At 62.1% G+C, this 25,785-nt stretch carries 19 protein-coding genes; 8 read left to right on the top strand and 11 right to left on the bottom strand.

Going from position 1 to position 25,785, the window contains the following annotated elements; all coding sequences use genetic code 11:
• Positions 1-198 precede the first annotated feature (198 nt).
• The 4 genes from ptsP (at position 199) to A7317_RS03300 (ending at position 7,360) form a co-directional block, all read left to right on the top strand.
• On the top strand, positions 199-3,057 hold the full coding sequence (ptsP, locus tag A7317_RS03315) for a phosphoenolpyruvate--protein phosphotransferase (protein WP_024073396.1): 2,859 nt from the start codon (positions 199-201) through the stop codon (positions 3,055-3,057).
• Complete coding sequence (gene pfkB, locus A7317_RS03310) at positions 3,058-3,999, top strand: 1-phosphofructokinase (protein WP_024073397.1); 942 nt, start codon at positions 3,058-3,060, stop codon at positions 3,997-3,999. It begins immediately after the preceding gene.
• 11 nt (positions 4,000-4,010) lie between these two features.
• Complete coding sequence (locus tag A7317_RS03305; protein WP_041160838.1) at positions 4,011-5,729, top strand: PTS fructose-like transporter subunit IIB; 1,719 nt, start codon at positions 4,011-4,013, stop codon at positions 5,727-5,729.
• An 89-nt stretch (positions 5,730-5,818) separates the two neighbouring features.
• Entirely contained in the window at positions 5,819-7,360 is a 1,542-nt protein-coding gene (locus A7317_RS03300; protein ID WP_024073399.1) for an alkaline phosphatase D family protein, read from the top strand.
• A 157-nt stretch (positions 7,361-7,517) separates the two neighbouring features.
• On the opposite strand, the gene A7317_RS03295 is transcribed toward A7317_RS03300, so the two are convergent.
• Together A7317_RS03295 and A7317_RS03290 are read right to left on the bottom strand one after the other, a co-directional pair.
• On the bottom strand, positions 7,518-10,043 hold the full coding sequence (locus A7317_RS03295; RefSeq protein ID WP_069075195.1) for a PepSY domain-containing protein: 2,526 nt from the start codon (positions 10,041-10,043) through the stop codon (positions 7,518-7,520).
• Between the two features lie 135 nt (positions 10,044-10,178).
• Complete coding sequence (locus tag A7317_RS03290) at positions 10,179-12,461, bottom strand: TonB-dependent receptor (RefSeq protein WP_024073401.1); 2,283 nt, start codon at positions 12,459-12,461, stop codon at positions 10,179-10,181.
• 205 nt (positions 12,462-12,666) lie between these two features.
• Here A7317_RS03290 and A7317_RS03285 point away from each other — a divergent pair, with 205 nt between their 5' ends.
• Both A7317_RS03285 and A7317_RS03280 read left to right on the top strand, forming a co-directional pair.
• The gene (locus A7317_RS03285; RefSeq protein ID WP_069075194.1) at positions 12,667-13,347 is read left to right on the top strand and encodes a Fe2+-dependent dioxygenase; all 681 of its coding nucleotides are present in this window, start codon (positions 12,667-12,669) and stop codon (positions 13,345-13,347) included.
• Positions 13,348-13,349: 2 nt separating this feature from the next.
• Positions 13,350-14,099 carry a tetratricopeptide repeat protein gene (locus tag A7317_RS03280; RefSeq protein ID WP_024073403.1) on the top strand — a complete coding sequence of 250 codons (750 nt, stop codon included), beginning with the start codon at positions 13,350-13,352 and terminating at the stop codon, positions 14,097-14,099.
• Positions 14,100-14,149: 50 nt separating this feature from the next.
• On the opposite strand, the gene A7317_RS03275 is transcribed toward A7317_RS03280, so the two are convergent.
• The 5 genes from A7317_RS03275 to A7317_RS03255 all read right to left on the bottom strand — a co-directional run bounded on the left by A7317_RS03275 (position 14,150) and on the right by A7317_RS03255 (position 19,276).
• Positions 14,150-15,313, bottom strand: coding sequence for a type III PLP-dependent enzyme (locus tag A7317_RS03275; protein WP_024073404.1), 1,164 nt, complete (start codon positions 15,311-15,313; stop codon positions 14,150-14,152).
• Positions 15,314-15,789: 476 nt separating this feature from the next.
• Positions 15,790-16,947: a betaine/proline/choline family ABC transporter ATP-binding protein gene (locus A7317_RS03270; protein WP_024073405.1), complete on the bottom strand. Its 1,158-nt coding sequence runs from the start codon at positions 16,945-16,947 to the stop codon at positions 15,790-15,792.
• Positions 16,944-17,597, bottom strand: coding sequence for an ABC transporter permease (locus tag A7317_RS03265; RefSeq protein ID WP_024073406.1), 654 nt, complete (start codon positions 17,595-17,597; stop codon positions 16,944-16,946). The genes A7317_RS03270 and A7317_RS03265 overlap by 4 nt, the downstream gene beginning before the upstream one ends.
• Before the next feature lie 12 nt (positions 17,598-17,609).
• Positions 17,610-18,503: a glycine betaine ABC transporter substrate-binding protein gene (locus tag A7317_RS03260; protein ID WP_069075193.1), complete on the bottom strand. Its 894-nt coding sequence runs from the start codon at positions 18,501-18,503 to the stop codon at positions 17,610-17,612.
• Between the two features lie 20 nt (positions 18,504-18,523).
• Complete coding sequence (locus A7317_RS03255; RefSeq protein ID WP_240968617.1) at positions 18,524-19,276, bottom strand: ABC transporter permease; 753 nt, start codon at positions 19,274-19,276, stop codon at positions 18,524-18,526.
• 295 nt (positions 19,277-19,571) lie between these two features.
• Here A7317_RS03255 and A7317_RS03250 point away from each other — a divergent pair, with 295 nt between their 5' ends.
• Positions 19,572-21,155, top strand: coding sequence for a peptide chain release factor 3 (locus A7317_RS03250; RefSeq protein WP_024073408.1), 1,584 nt, complete (start codon positions 19,572-19,574; stop codon positions 21,153-21,155).
• Positions 21,156-21,386: 231 nt separating this feature from the next.
• A complete protein-coding gene (locus tag A7317_RS03245) occupies positions 21,387-21,653 on the top strand; it encodes a hypothetical protein (protein WP_024073409.1) in 267 nt (88 codons plus the stop codon).
• 199 nt (positions 21,654-21,852) lie between these two features.
• Here A7317_RS03245 and A7317_RS03240 read toward each other — a convergent pair whose 3' ends face one another.
• Genes A7317_RS03240 through A7317_RS03225 form a run of 4 tightly spaced genes read right to left on the bottom strand, consistent with a single transcriptional unit; the run spans position 21,853 to position 25,735 of the window.
• Positions 21,853-22,824, bottom strand: a complete 972-nt coding sequence (locus tag A7317_RS03240) for a peptide ABC transporter ATP-binding protein (protein WP_024073410.1) — start codon at positions 22,822-22,824, stop codon at positions 21,853-21,855.
• Positions 22,824-23,792, bottom strand: coding sequence for an ABC transporter ATP-binding protein (locus A7317_RS03235; RefSeq protein WP_024073411.1), 969 nt, complete (start codon positions 23,790-23,792; stop codon positions 22,824-22,826). Before A7317_RS03235 ends, A7317_RS03240 begins: the two co-directional genes overlap by 1 nt.
• Positions 23,793-23,802: 10 nt before the next feature.
• Complete coding sequence (locus tag A7317_RS03230; RefSeq protein WP_026139829.1) at positions 23,803-24,714, bottom strand: ABC transporter permease subunit; 912 nt, start codon at positions 24,712-24,714, stop codon at positions 23,803-23,805.
• A 10-nt stretch (positions 24,715-24,724) separates the two neighbouring features.
• Positions 24,725-25,735, bottom strand: coding sequence for an ABC transporter permease subunit (locus A7317_RS03225; protein WP_003215992.1), 1,011 nt, complete (start codon positions 25,733-25,735; stop codon positions 24,725-24,727).
• Positions 25,736-25,785: the final 50 nt, after the last annotated feature.

Below are 25,785 nucleotides of genomic sequence, written 5' to 3'. Positions count from 1 at the left end.
GGTTCTTCAAGGATGCGCAATTAACGCGTAATCTGCCATAAATTCTAGATTAAACGTTTCAGCAGGCGTATTTTTGCGATGTTCGCTACTGAGTGGCTACTGCCAATTGACTGCTCAGTCGCTTATTCATGATCAACTTTATACTGATTTATTCAAAACAATACCTAGTGCGCCCGCCGCACTAACTAGGAGAACGGCATGCTTGAGCTCACTCACGAGCAGATATCCATGGGCCAGGTGGCTGTGGATAAATCTGCTGCCTTGCACCTGCTCGCTGACCAGTTGGTGGCCGATGGCCTGGTCGCCGAGGGTTATCTCAGCGGCTTGCAAGCCCGTGAAGCCCAAGGTTCGACCTTTCTCGGCCAAGGGATCGCCATCCCCCACGGGACTCCCGAAACCCGCGACCAGGTATTTTCCACCGGCGTGCGCCTGCTGCAGTTCCCCGAAGGGGTGGATTGGGGCGACGGCCAGATCGTTTACCTGGCGATTGGCATTGCCGCCAAATCCGATGAACACCTGCGCTTGCTGCAACTGCTGACCCGCGCCCTCGGTGAAACCGACCTGGGCCAGGCGCTGCGTCGTGCCGGTTCCGCCGAGGCCTTGCTGAAGTTGCTGCAAGGCGCGCCGCAGGAGTTGGCGCTGGATGCACAGATGATCAGCCTGGGCGTGTCGGCCGACGATTTTGAAGAACTGGTATGGCGCGGTGCTCGTCTGCTGCGCCAGGCCGACTGCGTCAGCAATGGCTTTGCCGCGGTGTTGCAGCAAGTCGATGCGTTGCCCCTGGGCGATGGCCTGTGGTGGCTGCACAGCGAGCAAACGGTCAAGCGCCCTGGCCTGGCGTTTGTCACGCCGGATAAACCCATGCGTTACCTCGGCCAGCCGTTGAATGGTCTGTTCTGCCTGGCCAGCCTCGGTGAAGCGCACCAGGCTTTGCTGGAGCGCCTGTGCGCGTTGTTGATCGAAGGTCGCGGCCAGGAACTGGGGCGCGCCACCAGCAGCCGTGCGGTACTCGAAGTGCTCGGCGGCGAACTGCCGCCCGACTGGCCCAGTGTGCGCATCACCCTGGCCAATGCCCATGGGCTGCACGCGCGGCCGGCGAAGATCCTCGCGCAATTGGCGAAAAGCTTCGAGGGCGATATCCGTGTGCGTATCGTCGATGGCCCGGTGGGCGCGGTGTCGGTAAAAAGCTTGAGTAAGCTGCTCAGCCTCGGTGCACGGCGTGGTCAGGTACTGGAGTTTGTCGCGGAACCTACCATCGCCGGCGATGCGCTGCCTGCGTTGTTGGCGGCGGTGGAGGAAGGGCTTGGCGAAGACGTCGAGCCATTGCCGACCGTGGTGGCCCAGGTTGAAATCCTCGATATCGAACCGCTGGCCAGCGCGCCGTTGGCCGGCAGCCAGCTCCAGGCCATCGCCGCCGCCCCCGGCATCGCCATCGGCCCGGCGCATATCCAGGTGCTGCAACCCTTCGACTACCCGCTGCGGGGTGAGTCTTCGGCCATTGAGCGCCAGCGCTTGCAGGCCGCACTCAACGACGTGCGTCGCGATATCCAGGGCTTGATCGAACGCAGCCAGGCCAAGGCGATCCGCGAGATTTTCATCACCCACCAGGAAATGCTCGACGACCCGGAACTGACCGATGAAGTCGACACCCGCCTCAAGCAGGGCGAAAGCGCCGAGGCGGCCTGGATGAGCGTGATCGAAGCCGCCGCCAAGCAGCAGGAGGCGTTGCAGGACGCCTTGCTGGCCGAGCGCGCCGCTGACCTGCGCGACATTGGTCGCCGCGTGCTGGCACAACTGTGCGGTATTGAAACGGCCCAGGAGCCGCACGACCCCTACATTCTGGTGATGGACGAGGTCGGCCCATCGGATGTGGCGCGGCTCGACCCGGCGCGGGTCGCGGGTATCCTCACTGCCCGTGGCGGGGCGACGGCCCACAGTGCCATCGTCGCCCGTGCCCTTGGCATCCCCGCGTTGGTGGGCGCCGGCCCGGGCGTGTTGCTGCTGGCCGCCGGCACCCTGTTATTGCTCGATGGCCAGCGAGGCCGCCTGCATGTCACCCCGGACACTGCCACCCTGCAACGCGCCACCGTTGAACGCGACACCCGCGAGCAACGCCTGCAAGCCGCCTCGGCGCAGCGCCACGAACCTGCGGTGACCCGCGACGGTCACGCCGTGGAAGTGTTCGCCAACATCGGCGAAAGCGCCGGCGTAGCGAGTGCGGTGGAGCAGGGCGCCGAAGGCATTGGCTTGCTGCGCACCGAACTGATTTTCATGGCCCACCCGCAAGCGCCGGACGAAGCCACCCAGGAAGCTGAATACCGGCGTGTACTGGACGGCCTCGACGGTCGCCCGCTGGTGGTGCGCACCCTCGATGTGGGGGGCGATAAACCGTTGCCGTATTGGCCGATCGCCGAGGAAGAAAACCCCTTCCTCGGGGTGCGCGGCATTCGCCTCACCTTGCAACGCCCGCAGATCATGGAGGCGCAATTGCGCGCGCTGCTGCGCTCGGCGGATAACCGGCCGCTGCGCATCATGTTCCCTATGGTGGGCAGCGTGGATGAGTGGCGCGCAGCACGGGACATGACCGAGCGCCTGCGCCTGGAAATCCCGGTGGCCGATCTGCAACTGGGGATCATGATCGAGGTGCCGTCGGCTGCGTTGCTCGCACCGGTGCTGGCCAAGGAAGTGGATTTCTTCAGCGTTGGCACCAACGACCTGACCCAATACACCCTGGCCATCGACCGCGGCCACCCAACGCTGTCGGCCCAGGCCGATGGCTTGCACCCGGCCGTGTTGCAACTGATCGATATCACCGTGCGCGCGGCCCATGCCCATGGCAAATGGGTCGGTGTGTGCGGCGAGCTGGCCGCCGATCCGCTGGCGGTGCCGGTGCTGGTGGGCCTGGGCGTGGACGAGTTGAGCGTGTCGGCGCGCAGCATTCCCGAAGTGAAGGCGCGCGTGCGCGAATTCAGTCTGAGCGAGGCCCAGGGCCTGGCGCAAAAAGCACTTGCGGTGGGTTCGCCCGCCGAAGTGCGAGCCCTTGTGGAGGCCGTGTAGATGGCAAGGATTCTGACCCTGACGCTGAACCCGGCGTTGGACCTTACGGTGTGCTTGGCGCGCCTGGAGCCTGGTGAAGTCAACCGCAGCGAACCCCTGCAGACCCACGCGGCCGGCAAGGGCGTGAACGTGGCCCAGGTGTTGGCTGACCTGGGCCATCAAGTGACGGTCGGTGGTTTTCTGGGGGAAGACAACCCCCAAGCGTTCGAGGCGCTGATCGCTCGCCGTGGTTTTGTCGATGCGTTTATCCGCGTGCCGGGTGAAACCCGCAGCAACATCAAGATTGCCGAGCAGGATGGCCGCGTCACCGACATCAATGCGCCGGGCCCGCTGGTCAGCGAGCAGGCGCAGCAAGCGTTGCTCAACCAACTCATGCTGATCGCCCCCGGGCACGATGCGGTGGTGGTCGCCGGCAGTTTGCCGCGTGGCGTCAGCCCGCAGTGGTTCGAAGACCTGTTGGTGCAGTTGAAAGGCCTCGGTTTGAAGGTCGCTCTGGACACCAGCGGCGCCGCGTTGCGCGCCGGGTTGAACGCTGGCCCATGGCTGATCAAACCCAACACCGAAGAATTGGCTGACGCCCTGGATTGCCCCACGGATTCCGTCGCGCAACAAGCCGACGCGGCTGAGCATCTGCACGCGCGGGGCGTTGAGCATGTGGTGGTATCCCACGGTGCCGACGGCGTGAACTGGTTCAGCCCGGGCACGGCGCTGCAGGCCACGCCGCCCAAGGTCCGCGTCGCCAGCACCGTAGGCGCGGGGGATTCGTTGCTGGCCGGCATGCTCCACGGTTTGCTCAGCTTCGATGTACCCGAAACCACCTTGCGCCGGGCCACGGCGATTGCCGCCATGGCGGTGACGCAGATCGGCTTTGGCATCAGCGATGACGCGCAGTTGGCGCGCCTCGAAAGCGGCGTCCATGTGCGCCCGCTGACAGAACAATAAGAGGGTTTGTGATGAAGTTAGCCATTGTTACCGCCTGCCCGAACGGTATGGTCACCAGTGTGCTGTGCGCGCGCTTGCTGGACGCTGCCGCGCAGCGCCAGGGGTGGAGCACCAGCGTTGAAGTGGTCGACGTGCAGCGCCCGGAACGGCAGTTGTCCCAGGCGATCATCGACGACGCCGAATGGGTCTTGTTGGTCAGCAGCACCCCGGTGGACATGCAGCGGTTTGTCGGCAAGCGCGTGTTCCAGAGCACCCCGGCGCAGGCGTTGCAGGACGTTGACGCGGTACTGCGCCGTGGCGCAGAAGAAGCCCGGGAGTATGTCGTCAGCCTAGCCCCGGTGGCGACGAAGCAGGCCCCGCGTATCGTCGCGATTACCGCCTGCCCCACCGGTGTCGCGCACACCTTCATGGCCGCCGAAGCCTTGCAGCAAGCGGCCAAGCGCCTGGGTTATGACTTGCAGGTGGAAACCCAGGGATCGGTCGGCGCGCGCACACCGCTGAGCCCGCAGGCGATTGCCGACGCCGACGTGGTACTGCTGGCGGCGGATATTGAAGTCGCCACCGAGCGCTTCGCCGGCAAGAAGATCTACCGCTGCGGCACCGGCATCGCCCTCAAGCAGGCCGAAGCGACTCTTAATAAGGCCCTCGCCGAAGGCGCCGTGGAAAGCGCGGCCAGCGGTGCGGTAGCCAAGTCGGAAAAAACCGGGGTGTACAAACACCTGTTGACCGGTGTGTCGTTCATGTTGCCGATGGTGGTGGCGGGCGGCTTGTTGATCGCCTTGTCATTTGTGTTCGGCATCCATGCCTTCGAAGAAAAAGGCACCCTGGCAGCGGCCCTCAAGACCGTTGGCGACCAGGCCTTTATGCTGATGGTGCCGCTGCTGGCGGGCTATATCGCCTACTCCATCGCCGACCGTCCGGGCCTGGCCCCCGGCATGATCGGCGGGCTGCTGGCCGGTACGCTGGGCGCCGGGTTTATCGGCGGGATTCTCGCCGGTTTCCTCGCCGGCTACTGCGTCAAGCTGATCACCCGCGCGATACGTTTGCCGCAGAGCCTGGAGGCACTCAAGCCGATCCTGATCATCCCGTTGCTGGCGAGTTTGTTCACCGGCCTGGCGATGATTTACCTGGTCGGCCCACCCGTGGCGCGTCTGCTCACGGGGCTGACGGATTTTCTCAGCACCATGGGCACCACCAACGCGGTGCTGCTGGGCATTCTGTTGGGCGGCATGATGTGTGTCGACCTCGGCGGGCCGATCAACAAGGCCGCGTACGCGTTCTCCGTCGGCTTGCTGGCGGCATCGAGCGGCGCACCGATGGCTGCGACCATGGCGGCGGGTATGGTGCCGCCAATCGGCATGGGCATCGCCACGTTCCTGGCGCGGCGCAAGTTCGCCCAGACCGAGCGTGAAGCGGGCAAGGCCGCGATGATTCTGGGCTTGTGCTTTATCTCGGAAGGCGCGATCCCGTTCGCCGCCAAGGACCCACTGCGGGTGATCCCCTCCAGCATCGCTGGCGGTGCCCTGACGGGAGCGCTGTCGATGTACTTTGGCTGCAAGCTGGCGGCGCCCCATGGTGGGTTGTTTGTGTTGATCATCCCGAATGCGATGAACCATGCGCTGTTGTATCTGCTGGCGATCGTCGCCGGTAGCCTGCTGACCGGGCTGGTGTATGCACTGATCAAACGTCCGGAAGCGGTGGAACTGACGGCCGCGCCCGCCCAAGCCTGACGCCATGGACAATGTGGGTGGGGCGGTGTCATATCCACTTCATCCACGCGTGTTCAACTTGCCCTTTTGATACTCAAGAGGGCACCTGCATGAGCCACTTCGACCTTGGCCGTCGCCGCGTGATGCAAGTCGTCGGCGCCGGCCTGTTGCTGCCTGGCCTGGCGCCGGCGGTAATCGCGTCGGTCAAAGACCGTCCGCAACTGACCGATGGTGTGCAGTCCGGCGACCTGCTCGGTGATCGCGCGATGATCTGGAGCCGCAGCGACCGCCCGGCGCGGATGGTGGTGGAGTGGGACACTCGCAGTGTGTTCAGTAACCCGCGCCGATTCGTCTCGCCGCTGGCCGACAGCCGCAGCGACTTTACCGCGCGTGTCGAACTCACCGGCCTGCCCGCCGACCAGGCGATTTTCTACCGCGTGCATTTCGAAGATGCCCAGACCGGCGTCGCCAGCGAACCGTGGTTCGGCCACTTGCGCAGCGTGCCGCAACAGCGCCGCGATATTCGTTTTGTATGGAGCGGCGACACCGTCGGCCAAGGCTTCGGGATCAATCCGGACATTGGCGGCATGCGCATCTACGAAGCCATGCGCCTGCGCTTGCCGGACTTTTTTATCCACAGTGGCGACACCATCTACGCCGACGGCCCGGTCCCTGCGCAACTGACCACCGAGGGCGGGCGCATCTGGCGCAACATCACCACCGAAGCCAAGAGCAAAGTTGCTGAAAGCCTCGACGACTATCGTGGTAACTACCGTTACAACCTGCTGGATGAAAACGTGCGGCGCTTCAACGCCGAGGTGCCGCAGATCTGGCAGTGGGACGACCACGAGGTGGTGAACAACTGGTCGCCGAGCAAGCAGTTGGATGAGCGTTACCAGATCAAGGACATCAACACCCTGGTCGGCCGCGCGCGCCAGGCGTGGCTGGAATATTCGCCGATGCGCCGACAAAGCGCCGACGGTGGCGGGCGCATCTACCGCAAGCTCAGTTATGGCCCTTTGTTGGATGTCTTCGTGCTCGATATGCGCAGTTATCGCGGCCCCAACGACGACAACCTGGGCGGCGAAAAACCCTTCCTTGGCCGTGAGCAACTGGACTGGCTCAAGCGCGAACTCAAGGCCTCCCAGGCCCAGTGGAAGGTGATTGCCGCCGACATGCCTATCGGCCTCGGTGTGCCCGACGGTGAAGTCAGCCCCGGCGTGCCGCGCTGGGAAGCCATCGCCAACGGCGACCCAGGCCCGGCGCAAGGTCGTGAGTTGGAGATTGCCGAATTGTTGGGGTTTCTACGTGCCCAACAGGTACGCAACCACGTGTGGCTGACGGCCGATGTGCATTACTGCGCGGCGCACCATTACCACCCGGATCGTGCGGCGTTCCAGGATTTCGAGCCGTTCTGGGAGTTTGTCGCCGGGCCTTTGAATGCGGGCAGTTTCGGTCCGAATCCGCTGGATAAAACCTTTGGGCCTGAGGTGGTGTTCGAGAAGGCCCCACCGGCGCAGAACACCTCGCCGTTTGCCGGGTTCCAGTTTTTTGGCGAGGTGCAGATTGATGGGCAGACGGCAGAGTTGACGGTGATGCTGCGCGATCTGGATGGGGTTTCAGTGTTCGAGCAAAAGCTGCAACCGGCCTGACTTGGAATACAGTCAAAAACTGACTTGGAATACAGTCAAAAACTGTGGGAGGGGGCTTGCCCCCGATAGCGGTGTATCAGTCAATTCATGGGTTACTGACCCACCGCTATCGGGGGCTTGCCCCCTCCCACATAGGTTCTTCAGTGGCTAGAGGATCTCAGTACACGTCGCGACGATAGCGGCCCTGTTCGATCAGGCGCTCCACCACCTCGCTGCCCAGCACCTCATGCAGTACTTGATCCACCCCGGTCGCCATCCCCTGCAAGCTTCCACACACATAAATCGCCGCATCGTCCGCCAGCCATCGCCGCAACACGTCTGCCGATTCGCGCAGGCGATCCTGCACGTAGATCTTCTCCTCCTGATCCCGGGAAAACGCCAGGTCCAGCAGGGCCAGGTCACCACTGGCCAGCCAGCCTTGCAGCTCGTCCTGGCACAGGTAGTCGTGGGCGATATTGCGCTCGCCGAACAATAGCCAGTTGCGCTGTTGGCCGTTGGCAATATTCGCCTTGAGCAAGCTGCGCAGACCGGCCAGGCCGGTGCCGTTGCCGAGCAGGATCAACGGTACTGGCACCTGCGGCAGGTGGAAGCCGCTGTTGCGGCGCAGGCGCAGGCTGATCGCGGTGCCAATGGCGGCATGTTCGGTGAGCCAGCCGGAGCCCAGGCCCAGGCTGCCGTCCGGGTGGCGCTCCTGGCGTACGATCAGTTCGAGTACGCCGTCGCTGGCAATCGAGGCGATGGAGTATTCGCGCATGCCCAGCGGCACTAACGCGTCCACCAGGGCCTGGGCATGCAGGCCGACCAGGTGCGTGCGGTTGTCCGGCAGTTGGCGGGTTGCCAGGGCCTGGTCGAGGGTGTGCGGCAGGCCGTCGAGCAGGACTCCATCGCTGCCAGCCAGGCCCAGGCCCCCCAGGAAGCGTTCGATGGCCTGCGGGCCATTGCGTGGCAGGATTTCGACCAGGTCGCCGGCTTCCCAGGACTGTGGCGACGGGCTGGTGAGGCCGAGCAGGTAGACGGCCGAACCGGCGCTGCCACGGTTGAGCAGGGTGCGTTGGCTCAAGGTCCAGTTTTCATATTGGGCGGTCGGCCAGGCCGCCGTCGGTGCGTGGCCGGTTAACTGCCCCAGCTGTTGTTGCCAGTGCAGCAGCGCAGCGCTGTCGCCGCTGTCGACTTCCACCGGGGCGAACAACGGGGTGCCGCCCTGGTGGGTCAGCCAGAAATGCAGGCGCCGGGCAAAGCCGCAGAAGTGTTCGTACTGGCGATCACCCAGGGCCAATACCGAGTAGTTCAAGCCGTTGAGGGGCAGGTTCTGGCCCAGCACGCTGCGTTCGAAAACCCGCGCGCTGTCCGGGGCTTCGCCGTCGCCGAAGGTGCTCACCACAAACAGCGCATGTGCCGACTGGCGCAGGTCTTCGGGGCTTACGCTGCCCAGGGACTGCACCTTCACTGGCAGCCCCGCGGCCTGCAATTGTCCGGCGGTCTGCCAGGCCAATTGCTCGGCAAAGCCGCTCTGGCTGGCAAAGCCGATCAGCCAGGCCGCTGCATCGCTGGGGTTGGCTGCGAGGCCGTTGCGCGCATCACGCACCTGGCGTTTTTTGCGACGACGGTCGAGGTACAACAGCCAGCCGGTGATAAAGAACAGCGGCATGAGCAGCGAACTGACGGTGAGGACAATCCGTCCGACCAGGCCGAAGTAACTGCCGGTGTGCAGCGCATAGACACTGGTCAGCAACTGCGACTTGAGGCGCTTGCTGGCGTAGCGGTCATGGGATTTGACCTCGCCGGTGGCCGGGTCCAGGTTGAGCTGGTTGAGCGCGCGATCATGGGGGGAGTTTGCCAGCAAGTAATACACGATGGCCGGTTGCCCGGCGACCGCCGGCATGCGGATGTTGTAGGCGCTCAAGCCGGGGCCGGCGTTGCTGTAGATGCTGCTCCACATCGCGTCATAGTTGGCGACCGGCGCCGGCCCCTGAGGGGGTGGACCACGCTTGCGCATCCGCTCGTTCTGCGGGGCGTCGGACAACAGTTTGGTCACGCCTTGGTTGTACCAGTCGTAGGACCAGTACAGCCCGGTCAGCGCGGCCAACAGGTAAAACAACAGGCACCAGGTGCCGAATACCGAGTGCAGGTCCCAGTTGAAGCTGCGGCCTTTTTTGCGCCAGTCCAGGGTCAACCACGCGCGCCAGCTCGCCACTTGGCGCGGCCAGCGCAGGTACAGGCCGGACAGGCAGAAGAACAGCAGGATCAGGGTGCAGGCCCCGGTGATTTGGCGGCCGGTTTCGCCCATGGCGAGGAAACGGTGCAACTGCAGGATAAAACCGAACACGTCCTGGCCGACGGCATCGCCCATATAGTCGCCGGTGTAGGGGTCGAAGTAGCGCATCTGGCCACGGCGTTCGCCGGGTGGCGGGGTGAAGGACACGCGCGCGGCGTTGCCGCTGTCACTTTCCACCCACAGCATCGAAACGGTCTTGCCTTCGGTGGCTTCGAGCTTGCGCACCAGTTCGGCGGGTGGCAGTACGCCGGCTTCGCGCTTTTGCACGAACAATACGCTGGGGTTGAGCGCGCGCAGGATTTCATCCTGAAACGAGACCGCAGCCCCGGTGATCCCCATCAAGGCCAGCACCAGACCGGCAGTGATGCCGAAGAACCAGTGCAACTGGAACAGGGTTTTCTTCAACACGTCGGACCGCCTCGTCTATCTGGATATGTAGGGCACGGCGCGCATTATGCCGTGGCTGTTCGAGAAACATTCTTTTTTACACGCAAAAAGCCCCGCGCATCCGATGCGTGGGGCTTGGGCGAGCGGTTGGCCGCCTTAGAAGTGGAAGCTGGTGGTCAACAATGCCGTACGGCCGGCTGCCTGGTTGGCGAAGTGGGTCGAGAACGCCTTGTCGTAGTAGGTCTTGTCAGTCAGGTTTTGCACGTTCAGTTGCAGGTCGACGTTCTTGGTCAGCTTGTAGCTGGCCATGGCGTCGAAGCGGGTATAGGACGGCACGTAGACTGTGTTGCCTGCATCGCCGTAGACATCATCGACGTAGAACGCGCCGCCGCCGATGGTCAGTTTCGAGGTGATGTCGTAGGTGGTCCACAGGCTGAAGGTGTTCTTCGGCGTGTTCGGCATCTGGTTGCCTTTGTTCGAGCCCGTGCTGACGACGCCGTTACGTCCATTGAGGCCGGCGCTGACCAGTTCGCTGTCGAGGTAGCTGTAGCCAGCGAACACTTGCCATTGTTCGGTGAGCTTGCCGCTGGCGGACAATTCCAGGCCGTCGACGCGGGATTCGCCGGCGTTCTGGTAAGTCAGGGCGTCGACCAGGATGCGGGTGTTTTTCTTCTCGGTGCGGAACACCGCAGCGGTCAGTGACAGACGATCGTGGAACAGGTCCCACTTGGTGCCCAGCTCGTAGTTGACGGTCTCTTCCGGTTGCAGGTCGCTGGTGGCGGCGCCCGCAGACAGTGGGTTGCCGTCGGCACCTTCACCCACCAAACCACCGGCTGGCGTTGCCGAGGTGGCATAGGACGCATAGATACTGCCGTTCTCCACCGGCTTCCAGACCAGGCCGGCCTGCCAGTTGAAGAACTGGCTGTCGTCCTTGATCTTGGTGCGGCCGGTGGTGGCATTGGTGTTGGCTTCGGTGTCGAAGGTGTCGTAGCGCAGGCCGACGTTCAGCAGCCATTGCGGGTCAAGTTCGATGGTGTCGAATACATAGGCGGCACGGCTGGTGGCCTTGGTGTTGGTGCCGTTGTAGTTGCGTGCGACGCTGCCGGTCCAGGCATCATCCGGGGTCGGGTTGCTCAGCGACGTACATTGGCCGCCCAGGCTGCCCTTGACCACGGTGCACGTCGGGTTGGCGTTGGGGCTGACCGTGTAGCCGCTGACGCGGGTTTCTTCGCCGGTGAACTCCAGGCCGGTGGAGTAAGTGTTCTTGAAGCCCAGCGCCTGGAAGCTGCCGAACAGATCGGTCTGGTTGGTGGTCGTGGTGGTGGTTGAGACACGGGTGTTGGCGCGGCGCCACACGGTGCCGTACTTGTTGACGTTGAGTTTGCTGTCGTCCGGTTGCGTGAGCACGTAGTCCTGGCCGGTGCTGCCATGGCGCAGGGTGTTTTTCAGCGTCATGGTGTCGTTCAAGTCGTGCTCGAAGGAAAACGTGCTGATGTCAGCGCGGGTCTTGCGGAAGTCGCGACTCTTGAGGCCATAGAAGTTATTGCTGTCGCCACCGTCGTTGGGTTTGTCATGCACGTGAGCGGTGGCGGTCGAGGAGCCGTAGCCGTAGGGGATTCCCGAGTCCGGCAGGTCGTCGCTTTCCATGTGGTAGTAGCTGACGTTGACGCGGGTCGGCGTACCCAGACCGAAAGTCAGCGAGGGCGCCACGCCCCAGCGGTCGTAGTTCACGGCGTCGCGACCGGCCACGTTTTGTTCGTGGCTCATCAGGTTCAGGCGGAACGCGGCGGTGTCGAGGAACTGACGGTTGACGTCGAGCACATAGCGGCGCGTCTGGTCGGAACCATAGGTGAAGCCACCATTGGTGAAGTCCCGCGCTTGTGGCGTCTTGCTCACCAGGTTGAGGCTGCCACCGGCCGAGCCGCGCCCGCCGAACGAGGAATTCGGGCCCTTGCTGACTTCAATGGATTCAATGTCGAAGATCTCACGGCTCTGGCCGCCGGTGTCGCGTACGCCGTCCAGGTAGGTGTCGCCCTGGGCGTCAAAACCACGGATGAACGGGCGATCCCCCTGTGGGTTACCACCTTCGCCGGCGCCGAATGTAATGCCCGGTACTGTGCGCAAGGCGTCCTGCAACGAGGTGGCGGCGGTGTCCTTGAGTACCTGTTGTGGCACCACGGTGACTGAGCGCGGCGTATCCACCAGCGGCGCGGTGTACTTTTGCGAAGAGGCTTTTTCGACCTGGTAGGAGGTGTTGTCCTGTTCTTCGCCGGTGATGCTGGTAGCCCCCAGGGAGATGCTGTTGCGCTGGCCTTTCTGCCCGGTGTCTTCGGCCGCTTGCGCCAGGTGGGCGACGGAGCTGGCACCGAGGGCGACGCCGATGGCCGAAGCCAGCAGACGTGGTGAACTGGCAGGTGTTTTTAGAGTGGTGCGCGACATGACGTGTCCTTTCCCCAAGGATGTGAGGTCGCGAAATATAGGTGTAACAAGATTTTATATCAATTGAGATACATTGCTATTTGTACTGAATTTACATTCTTTACACTTTAGGCTTACGGTTTTTACACGCTCATCCGTCTAGGCGTTTTACAGAGAGGATAAGAATCAATACCATTGGCGCCTCTTCGTTCCCAGGTATCGTCCCATGCTGCTGCACATTCCCGGCCTGTTCTCTCGTGAGGAAGTGCAGCGCATCCGCCAAGCCCTGGAAACCGCCGATTGGGCCGACGGCAAAATCACCGCCGGGCACCAGTCCGCCAAAGCCAAGCACAACCTGCAATTGCCCGAAGGCCACCCGTTGGCCAAGGAAATCGGTGCGGCGATGCTCGAGCGCTTGTGGCAAAACCCGCTGTTTATGTCGGCAGCGTTACCGCACAAGGTCTTCCCGCCGTTGCTTAACTGCTACACCGCAGGAGGCAGTTTCGACTTCCATATCGACAACGCCGTGCGCCAGCCCAAGGGCAGCCATGAGCGGGTACGCACCGACCTGTCGTCGACGCTGTTCTTCAGCGACCCGGAGGACTACGACGGCGGCGAATTGGAGATCCAGGACACTTTCGGCCTGCAACGGGTCAAGTTGCCGGCCGGCGACATGGTGCTGTACCCCGGCTCCAGCCTGCACAAAGTCAACGCGGTAACCCGCGGCGCACGCTACGCCTCGTTCTTCTGGACCCAAAGCCTGGTGCGCGAAGACAGCCAGCGCACCTTGCTGTTCGAAATGGATGGCGCGATCCAGCAACTGACCGCCGCTGTCCCCGACCACCCGGCGCTGATCCAACTCACCGGCACTTACCACAACCTGTTGCGCCGCTGGGTCGAGGTCTGAGCATGGGGTTTTTATTGCGGCGTGAAGAAGTGCTCAACGTCGAGCAATTGCAATCCATGCTCGATGACTCTCCCGTTCGAGCAGCCCAGGCGATCCTGATCGCGGCCAAGGAGGGTGTGGTCGACGCCCAGGCTTTACTCGGGCAAATCCTGCTGGAGGGCCGTGGTATCGAGCGCGATGAAGCGCTGGCACTGCGTTGGTTCCAGATCGCGGCCCAGGGCGGGCACCGGATGGCGCGCAATATGCTGGGACGTTGCCGGGAGCATGGCTGGGGGAGCGCCGTGGACGAAGCGGCAGCGGCCCGTGAATACCGGCTGGCGGCAGACGCCGGGTTGGATTGGGGGTTGTACAACTACGCCAATCTGCTGGCCACCGGGCGCGGTGTTGCCGAGGATCAACCCCATGCGTTGGCGTGTTATCGCCAGGCGGCAGAGCAAGGCCACGCCAAGTCGATGAACCTGCTGGGGCGCTATCTGGAAGAGGGGCAGTATTGCCCGAGGGATCTGGATGCTGCCGTGGCCTGGTATCGACGCTCAGCCGAAGCCGGCGATTTTCGTGGCCAGTTCAGTTATGCAGCGGTGCTGGCCGACAGGGGCCAGGTCGACGCGGCGCTGGAGTGGTTGCGCAAGGCGCTGGCCGGCGGGAACCTGAAGTTTTTGCGAGTGGCGCACAAGGCGCTGGCGGCGGCGAATGATCCGCAGATTCGGGCGATGGCTGATGCCTACCGACAACGGGCCGCGAGCCTTTCCTGAGCCCAAAAAAAACCCATGACACGTCATGGGTTTTTTTCAGCGCAGCGGTCTTAAATGTAGTACGACTTCAACGGTGGAAAGCCATTGAACTCAACGGCGCTGTAGCTGGTGGTGTACGCACCGGTCGACAACCAGTACAAACGATCACCGATCGCCAGGTTCAGCGGCAGGCCGTACTTGTAGTTTTCGTACATGATGTCGGCGCTGTCGCAGGTCGGGCCGGCGATGACCACTTCTTCCATCTCGCCTTTCTTCTCGGTCCAGATCGGGAACTTGATGGCTTCGTCCATGGTTTCGATCAGGCCGGAGAACTTGCCCACATCCGTGTACACCCAACGCTCGACGGCGGTACGGGATTTACGTGCAACCAATACCACTTCACTGACCAGGATGCCGGCGTTGGCGATCAACGAACGGCCCGGCTCCAGGATGATTTCCGGCAGGTCGTCGCCGAAGTCTTCCTTGAGGAAACGGATGATTTCCTCGGCGTAGGTTTCCAGGCTGTTGGTACGGGTGATGTAGTTGGCCGGGAAGCCGCCACCCATGTTGATCAGCTTGAGGTGGATGCCGTCTTCTTCCTTCAGGCGTTCGAAGATCACTTTGACCTTGGCGATTGCCGCGTCCCACACGCTGATGTCGCGTTGCTGCGAGCCCACGTGGAACGAAATGCCGTACGGCACCAGGCCCAGGTCACGGGCGAGGATCAGCAGGTCCATGGCCATGTCGGTCTGGCAGCCGAACTTGCGCGACAGAGGCCAGTCAGCCGTGGTCGAACCTTCGGTGAGGATACGCACATACACTTTCGAGCCCGGCGCGGCCTTGGCGATGTTGCGCAGGTCGGCTTCGGAGTCGGTGGAGAACAGGCGTACGCCCTTCTCGTAGAAGTAGCGGATGTCCTTGGATTTCTTGATGGTGTTGCCGTAGCTGATACGGTCGGCGCTGACGCCGCGGTCCATGACCTTGTCCAGCTCGTAGATCGAGGCGATGTCGAAGCTCGAACCCTTGTCTTTCAACAGGTCGATGATCTCGACGGCAGGGTTGGCCTTGACCGCGTAATACACCTTGGCGAATTCGAAACCGGCGCGCAGGTCATCGTAGGCCTGGCTGATCATCGCGGTGTCGATCACCACGAACGGGGTTTCTTGCTTGTCGGCGAACGCCTTCATTTTGTCAAAAGTGGCGCGCGCGAAATAATCTTCGACGTTGATCGACATGCTGGGAACTCCTAAGGGCAAACTGATTTGATCAATGGGTGCAACTGAACGTCCTCCGTATCCCCACTTTGGTTCGCCTACTTCCCAAGGCATGTCGCCGAAAGCAAAAAGGCCATGGGGCTATCGCTACCCTTGGCCTTGCTGTCTCGTCGTCAGTACTTGAGCCGGATGGATCGTTTCCAGCATGGACGTTCGGCGCGAACTTTAGGACGTGAGGGGCCATAGATCAACTAAAAATGTCGCGTTTTTGCACGCGTTCGTCGCGGGACCGCGTGCAGCTACTTATGTAACCGACAGGTGTGACGGATTGATGTTCCCCGCAGGCGGATAATTAGGGGGATTTCCCTGACACACCACAGGCCAAATGTGGGAGGGGGCTTGCCCCCGATGGCAGTGTGTCAGTCATGAATATATTGACTGATACACCGCCATCGGGGGCAAGCCCCCTCCCACAGTTTTAAGCGTGTTGTGTCAGATCAGGCCAGGGCAGTCTCTGCAGGCGAAACAATACTGGTCTTGCCCCCACGCGACTTACCGGAACTCAGGTACTCGGCAATCGACTCCTGGGTCACCTCACCCAGGAACACCCGCTCCGCATCCATCACCGGCAGCCACGAGCGATTGAACTCGTACATGCGTGACAACAGGATGCGCAAATGCTCGTCGTACGCCGCCGTGGCGTTGAACTCACGCAGGTACTGGCCGCAGGTGCCGGTTTGACGGTGCAGGTCGCGACGACGTACATAGCCGAGTGCCTTGTTCTCGGTGCACGTGACTACCACATAACGGCGGTCAGTTTCGTCCATCAGCTCCAGGGCCTCGGCCACCGGGGTTTCCGGGCTCACCGACGGGGCGTTGTCGGCCGCATCTTCAGCCTTCACCAGCAGCAGGCGCTTGAGGGTGCTGTCCTGGCCCACGAAGTTGCTGACGAACTCATCGGCCGGATGCGCCAGCAGGGTGTCCGGATGGTCGATCTGCAGCAGCTTGCCGGCGCGGAAGATGGCGATCTTGTCACCCAGCTTGATGGCTTCGTCGATGTCGTGGCTGACCATGATCACGGTCTTGTTCAGCGCGCGTTGCATCTCGAAGAACTCGTTCTGGATCATCTCGCGGTTGATCGGGTCGACTGCGCCGAACGGCTCATCCATCAGCAGCAGCGGGGCATCGGCCGCCAGTGCGCGAATCACGCCGATCCGCTGTTGCTGGCCGCCGGACAGTTCACGCGGATAGCGATGCAAATACTGCTTGGGCTCGAGCTTGATCATGCTCATCAACTCGCGGGCGCGGTCGTGGCATTTTTGTTTGTCCCAGCCGAGCAATTTCGGCACGACCACGATGTTTTCCTCGATGGTCATGTTCGGGAACAGGCCGATTTGCTGGATCACATAGCCGATGTTGCGGCGCAGGGTCACTTCATCCAGGTCGGTGGTGTCTTCGCCGTTGATCAGGATCTTGCCCGAGGTGGGCTTGATCAGGCGGTTGATCATTTTCAGCGTGGTGCTCTTGCCGCAGCCCGAAGGGCCGAGGAATACGCAAATCTCGCCTTCGTTGACGGTCAGGCTTACGTCGTTAACGGCGGAGACAGTTTTGCCGTTGCTTTGAAAAGTCTTGGTCAGGTTTTGAAGTTCGATCATTTGAGCAGTCCTTTTGGAGTCAGCGAGCGTTGCAGCCATTGCAGAAGCAGGTCGGCGAAGATGGCCAGGAGACTGACCAACACGGCGCCAACGATCAGCATCGACATGTCGCTGCGGCTGATGGAAGCCAGAATAAGTACACCCAGGCCGCCGGCGCCGATGGTGGCGGCGATGGTCATCACACCGATGTTCATCACCACGGCGGTGCGCACCCCGGCGAGGATCACCGGCACGGCGATGGGCAGTTCGACCATGCGCAGTCGCTGGCCGAAGGTCATGCCGATGCCTTTGGCGGCCTCGCGAATGCCCGGATCCACGCTTGTCAGGGCCAGGTAGGTGTTACGCATGATCGGCAACAGGGAATAGAGGAATACCGCGGTGATCGCTGGCATCGGCCCCAGGCCCTGGCCGAATTTGGAGTAGAACGGCAGCAGCAGGCCGAACAGCGCGATGGACGGTACGGTCAGCAGCACCGTGGCGCTGGCTTGCAGGGGGCCGGCGAGGGTTGGGAAGCGGGTCATCAGCACGCCGAGGGGCACGCCGACGACAATCGCGAGGATGACCGCGATGCCGACCAGGGTGATGTGCTGCCAGGTCAGGTGCAGGACTTGGGCCCAATCAAGATGGGAAAAGGCGTTCAGGAATTCCATGTCTTCTCCTTCTTAGTTGATCGGATGTTGGCGCAGGAAATCGGCGGCAACAGCGGATGGGCTTTCATGGTCGACGTCGACCCGCGCGTTCAACTCGCGCATGGTCTTGTCGTCGAACAGCGCGGCCAGGGGCTTGAGGTCTGCCTCCAGTTGCGGATGCGCGTCCAGGTAAACCTGGCGCACCACGGGGGCGGCGGTGTAGTCCGGGAAGTAGTGCTTGTCGTCTTCCAGCAGCTTCAATTTGAACGCGTTCAGGCGACCGTCAGTGGTGTAGACCAGGCCGGCAAACACCTGGCCATTACGCAGCGCGGTATAGACCAGGCCGGCGTCCATCTGCCGGGTATTTTTGCGCGTGAGGTTCATGTCATACAGCTTGACCATGCCGCCCATGCCGTCGGAACGGTTGGCGAATTCGGTGTCCAGGGCGACCAGGCGCGTGCCTTTGGTTTTCTCGGCCAAGGCTTGGGTCAGGTCACTGATGCTGTTGATCTGCGGGAACTCCTTGGCGACGTTCTCGGGCAGGGCCAACGCATAGGTGTTGCTGAATTTCGACGGCGACAGCCAGACCAGGCCTTTTTTCGCGTCGAGTTCTTTCACCCTGGCGTAGGACTGTGCGCTGTCGAGCTTCTCGTCGACGTGGTTGTAGGCCACCAGCGACACGCCGGTGTATTCCCAGATCAGGTCCAGTTGCCCGCTTTCCTGGGCACTGCGTGCCAGGTTGCTGCCCAGGCCACCGGTCACACGGGCGTCGTAACCCTTGGTGCGCAGGTACTGGGAGGTGATTTCGGCGAGCAGGGTCTGTTCGGTGAACACCCGGGCGCCGATGCGGATCACGGGTTTTTCAGCGGCTTGCGCAAAACCTGCAAACAGCAGGACGCAGCTCAATATCAGAGTCAGTTTTTTCATGTGATTTCCTTTGCCGAGCCTTAAGACGGACGCAACCCGCGTTCCAGCCAGAGGCGGCTGGCCATGGTCACCAGGCCGTCGAGCAGCAACGCCAGCAACGCGGTGCACGCGGCGCCGAGCAGCAGTTGCGGCTGATTGTTCAGGGCGATGCCGGGGAAAATCAGGCTACCCAGGCTGTTGGCGCCAATCAGGAACGCCAGCGGCGCGGTACCGACGTTGATCGCCAGGGCCACGCGCACACCGCCGATGATGATCGGCACGGCGTTGGGCAATTCGACGCGAAACAGCACCTGGCGCGGGGTCATGCCGATGCCGGTGGCGGCTTCTTTCAGCGAGCCTTGAACGTTTTTGAGGCCTTCGTAGGTGTTGCGCACGATGGGCAGCAAGGAGGCGAGGAACAGCGCGAAGATGGCCGGGCCGCTGCCGATGCCGAGGACGCCGAGGGCGATGGCCAGTACGGCCAGGGGAGGGACGGTGTTGCCGATGTTGAAAATCTGCATGAAGCGTTCTGCGCGCCCGACCATGTTCGGTCGGCTGAGCAGGATACCGGCGGGGATGCCCACAATCAGGGCGGCCAGCATGGAGACCAGGACGAGAATCAGATGAGCTTGCAGGTAAAACAATAAATCGTCGCGGTACAGTTCGATCGTGTTGATGCCGATCCAGTGGACCAGCAGGGCCAGGAGAGCGACGACAACCGCTCCTCCTATCAGCCCTTTGCCATAGCGAATAGCCACAGGCGGACTCCTTTTTTCTTCTGTCGGCGAACACATTCCTTCGTGGCATGCCATTCCTGGCTGTCTTCGAATGTGGTCGCGAAAAGCAGCTTGCCAATGCCGGCAAAAGCGGCATGAGGTCAAGCCATGAGCGCAGCCTCGTCAGGCTAACTTGCTGATTTTTCAGCCCCTGTTCCGAGTGCGGTAGCAGGGGAGTGGACGTCTCTACCTTTTAAAAGGTTCCACACTTGGCAGTATTTAGCCACCCCCAATGGGGTGAACGGTGGTCCGCCAGCCTGGGTTTGCGCTATACTCGCCGCCCTTTTTTGACTCACCTGCCAGGCGATTTCCCATGACCCACCAGGCCGCCGAAGTCGCGAAACGCCGCACTTTCGCCATTATTTCCCACCCCGATGCCGGTAAAACCACCATCACCGAGAAGCTCTTGCTGATGGGCAAGGCAATCGCAGTGGCCGGCACGGTGAAATCCCGCAAATCTGACCGCCATGCCACCTCCGACTGGATGGAAATGGAAAAACAACGGGGTATTTCCATTACCACGTCGGTCATGCAGTTTCCGTATCGCGATCACATGATCAACCTGCTCGACACCCCGGGCCACGAAGACTTCTCCGAAGACACCTACCGCACCCTGACCGCGGTGGACTCGGCCTTGATGGTCCTCGACGGCGGTAAGGGCGTCGAGCCACGTACCATCGCCTTGATGGATGTGTGCCGCCTGCGTGATACGCCGATCGTCAGCTTTATCAACAAACTCGACCGCGATATCCGCGACCCGATCGAACTGCTCGATGAAATCGAAGCGGTCCTGAAGATCAAGGCTGCGCCGATCACCTGGCCGATTGGTTGCTACCGCGACTTCAAGGGCGTGTACCACCTGGCCGACGACTACATCATTGTCTACACCGCCGGCCACGGTCATGAACGTACGGATGTGAAAATCATCGAGAAGCTCGACTCCGACGAGGCCCGCGCCCACCTGGGTGACGAGTACGACCGTTTTGTCGACCAGTTGGAACTGGTGCAGGGTGCCTGCCATGAGTTCAACCAGCAGGAATTCCTCGACGGCCAGTTGACCCCGGTATTCTTCGGTACGGCCCTGGGCAACTTCGGGGTCGACCACGTGCTCGACGCCGTGGTGGACTGGGCGCCGCGCCCACTGCCACGCGTGGCCAACGAGCGCACCGTGGAACCGGTGGAAGAGAAGTTTTCAGGTTTCGTGTTCAAGATCCAGGCGAACATGGACCCCAAGCACCGCGACCGTATCGCCTTTATGCGCATCTGTTCCGGCCGATACGAAAAAGGCATGAAGATGCGCCACGTGCGTACCGGCAAGGACGTGCGTATCGGCGACGCCCTGACGTTCTTCTCCTCCGAGCGTGAGCAGCTTGAAGAAGCCTACGCTGGCGACATCATTGGCTTGCACAACCACGGCACTATCCAGATCGGCGACACCTTCACCGAAGGCGAAACGCTGGGCTTCACCGGCATCCCGCACTTCGCCCCGGAACTGTTCCGCCGTGTGCGCCTGCGCGACCCGCTGAAATCCAAGCAGTTGCGCCAAGGCTTGCAGCAATTGGCGGAAGAGGGCGCGACCCAAGTGTTCTTCCCCGAGCGCAGCAACGACATCATCCTCGGCGCTGTGGGCGTGCTGCAGTTCGATGTGGTCGCCAGCCGCTTGAAAGAGGAATACAAGGTTGAGTGCTCCTACGAGCCAATCACCGTGTATTCGGCGCGTTGGATCGACTGCAGCGATAAGAAGAAGCTGGAAGAGTTCTCCAACAAGGCTGTGGAAAACCTTGCGGTCGACGGCGGCGGTCACTTGACCTACCTGGCGCCGACACGGGTCAACCTGGCGCTGATGGAAGAGCGTTGGCCGGATGTGAAATTCCGCGCGACCCGCGAGCACCATTAATTCCTGAGCGTCGCCAAACAGAATATGGGAGGGGGGCTTGCCCCCGATAGCAGCGTGTCAGCCCGTACATTGGGGGCTGGCACTCCGCCATCGGGGGCAAGCCCCCTTTCACATTTTTGCTTTCGACCAGGCAGGGGATTGGCAAGAATCCGGCATCGGGACTAGCGTCAACGCTGGCGGTACTAAACGGCCGCCGTGCGCGATTCACCTACTGACCGGACGGAATCAACCATGAATATTGTTCAACGCTTAGTGTTGTTGCTGAAGGTACTGGTGCTGTTGTCGTTGGGAATGTCGACGGCCTGGGCACATAACCCGGTGCAGAGTGGGGCGGCAGTGTCTGCGGCGCAGAGTGGGCATGGCAAGGTCCTGCAATTGGCCAAGTCCGAAGCGGAGCCAGGCGACGAGGGCCAAGGTGGCAGCAAGGATGATGACGACTCCACCACCGACGAGCCGGACGATGACAACCCGGATGATGAAGGCGATAGCCAGACGTAGACCTGGCAAAAAAAAGCCCCTCCCGCCCGGTTGATGCGCAACCTGACGGGAGGGGCTGTAGAACGCGTTAACCCCCAACCTCTGTAGGAGCGAGCTTGCTCGCGAAAAAACGGAGAGCGCCACGATAAACCTGAAAAGGCTGCGTTATCGTTGACGATCTTCGCGAGCAAGCTCGCTCCTACAAGAGGGTGGGGCTGCTTCAGGCCACGAATTGCTCCGCGTAGTGGCATGCCACCTGACGGTTATCCAACGGCCGCAACAGCGGCTCCTCACTGCTGCAACGCTCGGTCGCGTACGGGCAGCGCTTGTGGAAAGCGCAGCCAGGCGGCGGATTCAGCGGGTTAGGCAGCTCGCCAACGATCTTGATCTTCGGCTTGTTCGGGTCCGGGTGGATGGTCGGGGTGGCCGACAGCAGTGCCTGGGTGTAAGGGTGCAGAGGCCTGGCGTAGATGTCTTCCTTGGGGCCCACTTCCACCGGGCGGCCGAGGTACATCACCATCACGTCATCGGCCACGTGCTGCACCACCGCCAGGTTGTGGGAGATGAACACATAGGCGGTGTTGAATTCCTGCTGCAAATCCATGAACAGGTTGAGCACCTGGGCCTGGATCGATACGTCCAGTGCGGAGGTCGGCTCATCCGCCACCAGCACTTTGGGTTGCAGCATCATGGCGCGGGCCAGGGCGATGCGCTGGCGCTGGCCACCGGAGAACATGTGCGGGTAGCGCTGGTAATGCTCAGGGCGCAGGCCCACCTGCTTCATCATCGCCTGGACCTTTTCGCGACGTTCGGCGGCGGACAGGTTGGTGTTGATCAGCAGCGGCTCGCCCAGTTGATCACCGACCTTCTGGCGGGGGTTCAACGAGGCATACGGGCTCTGGAACACCATCTGCACGTCTTTGCGCAATTGCTTGCGCTGGGCCTTGTCGGCGCCGGCGACTTCCTGGCCGGCGATTTTCAGGGACCCCGAGGACGGTTCTTCAATCAGCGTCAGCGCGCGGGCCAGGGTGGATTTGCCGCAACCGGATTCGCCCACGACCGCAAGGGTCTTGCCGGCTTCCAGCTCGAACGACACACCATTGAGCGCGCGTACCAGTGCGTGGCCCTTGAACAGGCCACGGGACACTTCGTAGTGACGGGTCAGGTCGCGGGCGGTAAGAACGACGGCCATTACGCCACCTCCTGGTTCAAGGGGTAGAAGCAGCGCGCTAGGCTGTTGGATTTAGGGTCAAGACCTGGGCGGGTCTGGCGGCAGCTTTCCTGCACGTACGGGCAGCGCGGCGACAGCAGGCAACCCTGCGGGCGGTCATAGCGGCCGGGCACGATACCCGGCAGCGTGGCCAGGCGCGTGGCGCCGAGGCTGTGCTCGGGGATCGCCTTGAGCAGCGCTTCGCTGTAGGGGTGTGCCGGGATGTCGAACAGTTGCGGCACCTGGCCGACTTCCACCGCCTGGCCGGCGTACATCACACACACGCGCTGGGCGGTTTCCGCCACGACGGCGAGGTCGTGGGTGATCAGCACCAGGCCCATGTTCTGCTCTTTCTGCAACGCCAGCAGCAGGTCCATGATCTGCGCCTGGATGGTCACGTCCAATGCGGTGGTCGGTTCGTCGGCGATCAGCAACTTGGGCTCGCCGGCAATCGCCATGGCGATGGCCACACGCTGGCTCATACCGCCGGACAGTTGGTGCGGGTAGGCGTCCATCCGGCTGGCAGCGCCTGGGATCTCAACCTTTTCCAACAGCTCAATAGCGCGCTTGCGTGCTTGCTTGCCGGACATTTTCAAGTGCAGGCGCAGCACTTCTTCAATCTGGAAACCCACGGTGTAGCTGGGGTTCAGCGCGGTCATCGGGTCCTGGAACACCATTGCCAGGTCTTTGCCGACGATTTGGCGGCGCTGGCGGTTGCTCAGCTTGAGCATGTCCTTGCCGTCGAAGTTCAGGGCGTCGGCAGTGACGATGCCGGGGTGCTCGATCAGGCCCATCAGCGCCATCATGGTCACGGATTTACCCGAGCCAGACTCGCCAACGATTGCCAGTACTTCGCCTTTGTCGACACTGATGTCGAGGCCATCGACCACCGGCACGGCGGTCTTGTCGCCGAAGCGCACGTTGAGATTCTTGATTTCTAACAGTGACATGGGAATCTCCTCAGGCGGCGTTCTTGAGTTTCGGGTCCAGCGCATCGCGCAGGCCGTCACCCATCAAGTTGATTGCCAGCACGCTGAGCAAAATGGTCAAGCCAGGCAGGCTCACCACCCACCAGGCGCGTTCGATGTAGTCACGGGCCGAAGCCAGCATGGTGCCCCACTCCGGGGTTGGCGGTTGTACGCCAAGGCCGAGGAAGCCCAGGGCCGCGGCATCGAGGATCGCCGAGGAGAAACTCAGGGTGGCCTGTACGATCAGCGGTGCCATGCAGTTAGGCAGCACGGTGATGAACATCAGGCGTGGCAGGCCGGCACCGGCCAGGCGTGCGGCGGTCACGTAGTCGCGGTTCAGTTCGCCCATCACCGCAGCACGGGTCAGGCGGACATAGGACGGCAAGGACACGATCGCAATGGCGATCACGGTGTTGATCAGGCCAGGGCCGAGGATCGCGACAATGGCAACCGCCAGCAGCAGGGACGGCAGGGCCAGCATGATGTCCATCAGGCGCATGATGGTCGGGCCCAGCAGGCGCGGGAAGAACCCGGCGAACAGACCCAGCAGGATGCCCGGGATCAGCGACATCACCACCGACGACAAGCCGATCAGCAGCGACAGGCGCGAACCCTGGATCAGGCGCGAGAGCAAGTCACGGCCCAGTTCGTCGGTGCCGAGCAGGAACTGGATCTGCCCGCCTTCCAGCCATGACGGCGGGGTCAGCAGGAAGTCGCGGTACTGCTCGCTCGGGTTATGCGGCGCCACCCAAGGGGCGAAGAGCGCGCAGAACACGATCAGCAACATGAACAGCAGGCCGGCGACCGCGCCTTTGTTCTTGGAGAAGGCTTGCCAGAATTCTTTGTACGGGGACGGATACAGCAGGCTTTGATCGACTGCTGACACGGGAGTAGGTGTGGTCATGGTCATGATCTCAGCGCTGGTGACGGATGCGTGGGTTGGCGAAGCCGTAGAGGATATCCACCACGAAGTTCACCAGGATCACCAGGCAGGCGATCAGCAGGATGCCGTTTTGCACCACCGGGTAGTCCCGCGCGCCAATGGCTTCGATCAGCCATTTGCCGATGCCGGGCCACGAGAAGATGGTTTCGGTCAAAACCGCACCGGCCAGCAGGGTGCCGACTTGCAGGCCAACCACGGTCAGCACCGGGATCAGCGCGTTACGCAGGCCGTGGACGAACACCACGCGTGCAGGCGACAGGCCTTTAGCCTTGGCGGTACGGATGTAGTCTTCGCGCAGCACTTCGAGCATCGACGAACGGGTCATCCGCGCGATCACCGCCAAAGGGATGGTGCCGAGCACGATGGCCGGCAGGATCAGGTGGTGCAGCGCATCCCAGAAGGCGTCCGGCTCGTCAGCCAGCAGGGTGTCGATCAGCATGAAGCCGGTGCGCGGCTCGATGTCGTAGAGCAGGTCGATACGCCCGGAAACCGGGGTCCAGCCCAGGCTTACCGAGAAGAACATGATCAGGATCAGGCCCCACCAGAAGATCGGCATCGAATATCCCGCCAGGGAGATGCCCATCACCCCATGGTCGAACAGGGATCCTCGCTTCAGGGCCGCGATCACCCCGGCCAACAGGCCCAGGATGCCGGCGAACAACAGGGCGGCCATGGACAGTTCCAGGGTCGCCGGGAAGAGGGCGGTGAACTCGGTCCACACGCTGGTCCGCGTGCGCAGCGATTCGCCAAGGTCGCCATGGGCGAGCTTGCCCACATAGTCCAGGTATTGCGCATACAGCGGCTTGTTAAGGCCGAGGCGTTCCATTGCCTGTGCGTGCATCTCGGGGTCGACGCGTCGCTCGCCCATCATGACTTCGACGGGGTCGCCGGGGATCATGCGAATCAACGCAAATGTCAGCAACGTGATGCCGAAAAACGTGGGGATCAATAACCCCAATCGGCGGGCAATAAAACTAAACATCTTGTGGTGTACCTCAATCAGCCGGTTAGGCAAGTCCAGCACCGTCAAGG

Source organism: Pseudomonas fluorescens (assembly GCF_001708445.1).
Classification (GTDB): domain Bacteria; phylum Pseudomonadota; class Gammaproteobacteria; order Pseudomonadales; family Pseudomonadaceae; genus Aquipseudomonas; species Aquipseudomonas gorinensis.
The sequence above is the reverse complement of the archived record's forward strand: the minus strand, read 5'-3'. Positions and strand labels throughout refer to the sequence as shown.